The sequence below is a fragment of the Synechococcus sp. R55.8 genome (assembly GCF_047461895.1).
In the GTDB taxonomy this organism is placed as follows: domain Bacteria; phylum Cyanobacteriota; class Cyanobacteriia; order Thermostichales; family Thermostichaceae; genus Thermostichus.
Map to the genome: position 1 here is coordinate 21,776 of NZ_JANSIB010000027.1, position 5,217 is coordinate 26,992.

The 5,217-nt window shown below is 58.4% G+C and carries 8 protein-coding genes; all 8 read left to right on the forward strand.

The features are described 5' to 3' along the window. A partial coding sequence (gene rplR, locus NW829_RS04450; RefSeq protein ID WP_414416525.1) for a 50S ribosomal protein L18 occupies positions 1-306 on the forward strand: 306 nt, incomplete at its 5' end. 18 nt (positions 307-324) lie between these two features. Further along, positions 325-861 (forward strand): 30S ribosomal protein S5, encoded by a 537-nt coding sequence (gene rpsE, locus NW829_RS04455; protein ID WP_414344276.1) that lies wholly within the window; start codon positions 325-327, stop codon positions 859-861. A 38-nt stretch (positions 862-899) separates the two neighbouring features. Further along, positions 900-1,352, forward strand: coding sequence for a 50S ribosomal protein L15 (gene rplO / locus NW829_RS04460; RefSeq protein ID WP_414416526.1), 453 nt, complete (start codon positions 900-902; stop codon positions 1,350-1,352). Between the two features lie 152 nt (positions 1,353-1,504). Further along, positions 1,505-2,803: a preprotein translocase subunit SecY gene (gene secY, locus NW829_RS04465; protein WP_011434170.1), complete on the forward strand. Its 1,299-nt coding sequence runs from the start codon at positions 1,505-1,507 to the stop codon at positions 2,801-2,803. Continuing rightward, a complete protein-coding gene (locus NW829_RS04470; RefSeq protein WP_011434171.1) occupies positions 2,803-3,384 on the forward strand; it encodes an adenylate kinase in 582 nt (193 codons plus the stop codon). Before secY ends, NW829_RS04470 begins: the two co-directional genes overlap by 1 nt. A gap of 38 nt (positions 3,385-3,422) precedes the next feature. Then, positions 3,423-4,196, forward strand: coding sequence for a type I methionyl aminopeptidase (map, locus tag NW829_RS04475; RefSeq protein WP_414344308.1), 774 nt, complete (start codon positions 3,423-3,425; stop codon positions 4,194-4,196). A 130-nt stretch (positions 4,197-4,326) separates the two neighbouring features. Beyond that, complete coding sequence (gene infA / locus NW829_RS04480) at positions 4,327-4,551, forward strand: translation initiation factor IF-1 (protein ID WP_011434173.1); 225 nt, start codon at positions 4,327-4,329, stop codon at positions 4,549-4,551. A 23-nt stretch (positions 4,552-4,574) separates the two neighbouring features. Beyond that, on the forward strand, positions 4,575-5,217 hold a 643-nt coding region (locus NW829_RS04485; protein ID WP_414416527.1), incomplete at its 3' end, for an alpha/beta fold hydrolase.

Consider the following 5,217-nt stretch of genomic DNA (forward strand, 5'->3'; position numbering starts at 1 on the left):
GGCACTGCCGAGCGGCCTCGCCTGGCCGTGTTTCGCTCCCATCGACACATCTACGCCCAGGTGATCGACGATGTAGCCCAGCATACCTTAGCCTCCGCCTCCACCTTGGACAGGGAGCTGCGCGAAAAATTCAAAGAAACCGGGACAGCCACTCAAGAAGCGGCTGCCTTGGTGGGCCGCTCAGTTGCTGAACGAGCCTTACAGATGGGCATTTCCCGCGTGGTTTTCGATCGGGGGGGCAAGCTCTATCACGGGCGCGTTCAGGCTTTGGCAGAAGCTGCCCGAGAAGCAGGGTTACAGTTCTAGCTACTGAGGACACAGCACATGGCTGAGCAGAGGGAACGTCGCAGAAGCAAGAAAAGCCGCGAAGAGCAGCCCACGGAGTGGCAAGAGCGGGTCATCCAGATTCGGCGCGTCACCAAGGTGGTCAAGGGCGGCAAGAAGTTGAGCTTCCGCGCTGTGGTGGTGGTCGGCAACGAGCGCGGCCAAGTCGGGGTTGGCGTAGGCAAAGCCAACGATGTGATCGGAGCAGTGCGCAAGGGAGTTGTGGACGGTAAAAAACACCTGATTGAGGTGCCCCTCACCAAAGGTTTGTCCGTACCCCATCCCATGCAGGGGGCAGGCGGCGGTGCCACTGTCTTGGTCATGCCAGCAGCTCCCGGCACAGGCGTCATCGCAGGGGGGGCAGTCCGCACCGTTCTGGAGCTGGCAGGAGTACGCAACAGCTTGGCCAAGCAACTGGGATCCAGCAACCCCCTCAACAATGCCCGTGCTACCATCGATGCGCTGCGGCGGATGCGTACCTTTAAGCAGGTGGCCCAAGACCGAGACATCGATGTGCGCCGCCTATTGGGCAAGTGATGGACAGGTGATATTGAGCAAGTGAGCTAGAGGTAGACATGCGACTGGAAGACATTCGGCCTCAAGCAGGTTCGACGCGGCGGCGGCGGCGGCTAGGTCGTGGCGTTTCTGCTGGACAGGGAGCCTCCTGTGGCAAGGGGATGCGGGGGCAAAAGGCCCGCAAGGGGGGTGGTACACGACCCGGCTTTGAAGGGGGGCAGACTCCCCTCTACCGGCGTTTGCCCAAGCTTAAGCATTTCCCCCGCTACACGCGGCGTCTGGAATACACCCTGGTCAACCTGCGCGCCTTGGCGGATCTGCCTGCCGGCAGCGAGGTCAGCCTGGAAAGCTTAATGGAACGAGGGATCGTCACCACCAACGATGGCCCGCTGAAGATCTTGGGGGATGGGGAAGTCAGCGTGCCCCTGACGATCAGGGCGGCGGCCATTACTGCTTCAGCCAAAGCCAAGGTCGAGGCAGCCGGAGGTCGGGTGGAGATTTTGGGATCCTAGACCGCCCCTTCCCGTTGCTCTGGCCGGCTTCTGCCGGGTGGCGCTGAGTTGCACTTTTTTGATTTTGCTTTGATTTTGCCGACTGCTCCACCAGCAGCGTAGAGTGGTAGATAGCTAACCTTGCCCTTTGCTCCCGCGAGATTCTCTTCCCTATGGTTGACACACGAGGTTCCGCCCCCTCTGCCCAAGAGACCTTTATGCAGATGGCTATGGCCTCTGGCCTGCGCAGCCGTCTGTTTCTCACCTTGGGCTTGCTGCTGTTGGTCAGACTGGGCATTTACATCCCCATTCCCAGTATCGATCGGGCCCGCTTTGCTGCCGAAGCTGCCAACAGCCCTGTGTTTGGCTTGCTGGATGTCTTCTCCGGCGGGGGGATTTCTGCTTTGGGAATTTTCGCCCTTGGGATCCTGCCCTTCATCAATGCCTCAATTATCATGCAGTTGCTGGTCTCGGCCATTCCAGCCTTGGAGAACCTGCAGAAAAACGAGGGAGAACAGGGGCGGCGGCAGATTTCTCAGTACACCCGCTATGTCACCTTGGTTTGGGCCATCATCCAGGGCATTGGCATTTCCTTTTGGGTGCGGGAGTTTGCCAGTACTACCAATGAGTTGGCCTTCATGGCCTCCACCACCCTGGCTCTGGCGGCGGGATCCCTGTTTGTGATGTGGCTGGGAGAGATGATCACGGAGAAAGGGGTGGGAAGTGGCCCTTCGCTCTTGATCTTCGTCAACATTGTTGCCACTCTGCCCCGTGCCCTCGGACAGACTATTAGCCTGGCCCGTGCCGATAGCAGCACCATCGGTGGCATCTTGCTGTTGCTGGCAATCTTTTTGGTCACCATTGTCGGCATTGTCTTTGTCCAAGAGGGCAGCCGCAAGATCCCTATCGTCTACGCCAAGCGCCAGGTGGGCAACAAGCTGTTCCGCGAGCAGAAAAGCTATCTGCCCCTGAGGCTAAACCAAGGGGGGGTGATGCCGATCATCTTTGCCTACTCGGTGATGTCCCTGCCTCTGGCCCTGGCCCAGTACACCCAAAACCTGACTTTGGTGCAAGTGGCCAACTTCCTATCCCCCACCTCCTGGTTCTACATTCCTTTTTATTTCGTGCTGATCCTCTTCTTCAGCTACTTCTACGCCTCTTTGCTCATCAACCCGGTGGATCTGGCTCAAAACTTGAAGAAGATGGGGGCCAGCATTCCAGGGGTACGCCCGGGCAAGGCCACTGCCGAGTATGTCGAAGGGATCCTCAACCGCCTGACGCTGCTGGGGGCTTTGTTCCTGTGCGCGGTGGCCATCATCCCGACGACGGTGGAACGGGCAACCGGCATCACCACTTTCCAAGGTTTGGGGGCGACCTCGCTACTGATTTTGGTGGGGGTGGCGATCGAGACCTCCAAGCAGATCCAGACTTATGTCATCTCACAACGCTACGAAGGGATGGTCAAACAGTAGTGCCGAGGTTGATCTTTCTGGGGCCGCCGGGGGCGGGCAAAGGTACACAGGCGGAGCGACTGGCGGCCATTTACCACACGCCCAAAATTTCCACAGGCGATCTGTTGCGGGCCGAGGTGAAAGCCCAAACGCCCCTGGGGTGCCAGGCCAAGGTTTACATGGATGCGGGAGAGCTGGTGCCTGACGAGGTGCTGATCGGAATGGTGAAGGGGCAGTTGCAGCAATCTCCAGAGCAGGGCTGGATCCTAGATGGATTTCCTCGCACCTTAGCCCAGGCAGAGGCCTTGGAAGAGCTGCTGCAAGAGCTGGGCCAAGATTATGACTACGTCCTCAACTTGGAGGTGCCGGATGAGGTGGTGGTGGCCCGGCTGCTGGCCCGGGGCAAGGAACAGGGGCGCAGCGATGATGCGGATCGGTCGGTGATTCTCAAGCGTCTGGAGGTCTATCGGCAGCAGACGGCTCCCCTAATTGATTTTTATGAGGCCAAGGGGCGCTTGCAGCGGGTCAACGGCAACCAGCCGATGGAATCCGTACAGGAACATCTGCAGGCTCTTTTGGAAGGCTTCAGGAGGACGGCGTGATCAGAGCAGGAGCTGGAAATCCCTCCCAGCGGCGGGGCATGCAGCTTATTGAGATCAAATCTCGCCGCGAAGTGGAGAAAATGCGGCGGGCCGGTCGGGTGGTGGCCCAAGTATTGCAGGAGATCGCGGAGCGCCTAGAGCCGGGCTGGACTACGGCAGATATCGATACCTATGCTGAGAGACGGGTGGCCCAACTCAATGCTTTGCCCAGTTTCAAGGGCTACTACGGCTTTCCCGCCTGCGTTTGTGTCAGTGTCAACCATGAGGTGGTGCACGGGATCCCCAGTCCCCGCAAAGTGGTGCAGCCGGGAGATGTGGTCAAAGTGGATTTTGGCGCCATCGTCGAGGGCTGGCATGCGGATTCCTGTATCACCATCGGCCTGGAACCCCTGAGCGACGCAGCTCGGGATCTGATCGATACTGCGGCCAAAGCCCTGCAGACGGGCATCGACTGTGTGCGCCACGGCGTTTGGCTTCAGGATGTCTCGGGTGCCATTGAAGATTACATCGAGGGGCGGGGCTATTCTGTGGTGAAGCAGTATGTTGGTCACGGGGTGGGGCGCAACCTGCACGAGGAGCCGCAGTTTCCCAACTATCGCACCCGCGATCTGCCCAATCCCAAGCTGCGCTCCGGCATGACAGTGGCCATTGAGCCGATGGTGAATGCGGGGGGAGAGGCAACCCGAGTGTTGCCAGACCAATGGACGGTGGTCACAGTAGATGGCTCTTGGTCAGCTCAGTTTGAGCACACGGTCTTGGTCACCGAGTCTGGAGCAGAAATTTTGACCGATCGCACGCCTTTTCAGTCCTAAGGGATCCCCTGATGAAGGACTGCAACGGCTAGGATAGAAGAGATGGAGTATATTTTCATTTCTTAACAGCGCGTGTCGTCGCGGCTGTGGATTGTTCTGTTGTTTGTTATGTCGTTTTTGGGAGGGCTCATTGTCTAAGGAAGATGCCATTGAAATGGAGGGGGTCGTTACCGAATCCCTGCCCAACGCCATGTTCCGAGTGGATCTGGACAACGGCTTCAACGTGCTCGCTCATATCTCCGGCAAAATTCGCCGCAACTACATCAAGATCTTGCCCGGCGACCGGGTTAAGGTGGAGCTGAGCCCCTATGACCTCAACAAAGGGCGCATCACCTACCGCCTTAAGAAAAAGTAGGTTCCCTAGCTGGGCTGCTGAGGATGAAAGAGCTGAGCCAAGTTCTCAAGATCGGGCTCTGGACTACAGTCGGCGGCTTGGGTGCTCTAGCCGTTCTCAACGCTTGGATCTCCTCCCAAACTCAACCTCTGCAGAGCCTGCTGCCGGGAGAGGAAAGGCATCACTTCTGGCGGGGTCATCGCCTGTTTTACAAGGTCATGGGATCCGGCCAGCCGTTGTTGTTGTTGCACGGCATTGGGGCAGGCTCCTCCAGCTATGAGTTTCGTGCAATTATGGCGGAGCTGGGGCAGCACTATCAAGTCTATGCTCTGGATTTGTTGGGGTGGGGCAACTCAGAACGTCCAGATTTGGAGTACACCGGCAGCCTCTATGCCGAGATGATCGGGGATTTTGTCCAGCAGGTGATCGGGCGACCGTGTCACGTCATTGCCAATTCCCTCTCGGCAGGGTTTGTGCTGCGCTCGGCCCGCCTACAGCCCCACCATTGGCAGAAGCTGCTGCTCATTGCCCCTCTGGGAGACAACAGCCTCATCCCCGATGCCCTCGGGATCCCTTTGGCTCAGATTGCCTATGGATTCCTCAGCCTGCCCGTTCTGGGGTTGGCCTTCTACAACGGCATCACCGCCCCCTGGAGTGTACGCTTGTTTACAGAGCAGAGCTTGTTCT

What these genes read in the sequence shown, in the direction of transcription:
- rplO (WP_414416526.1), top strand. Translation starts at nt 900, where the DNA reads ATGCGACTGGAAGACATTCGGCCTCAAGCAGGTTCGACGCGGCGGCGG.
- rpsE (WP_414344276.1), top strand. Translation starts at nt 325, where the DNA reads ATGGCTGAGCAGAGGGAACGTCGCAGAAGCAAGAAAAGCCGCGAAGAG.
- map (WP_414344308.1), top strand. Translation starts at nt 3,423, where the DNA reads ATGCAGCTTATTGAGATCAAATCTCGCCGCGAAGTGGAGAAAATGCGG.
- secY (WP_011434170.1), top strand. Translation starts at nt 1,505, where the DNA reads ATGGTTGACACACGAGGTTCCGCCCCCTCTGCCCAAGAGACCTTTATG.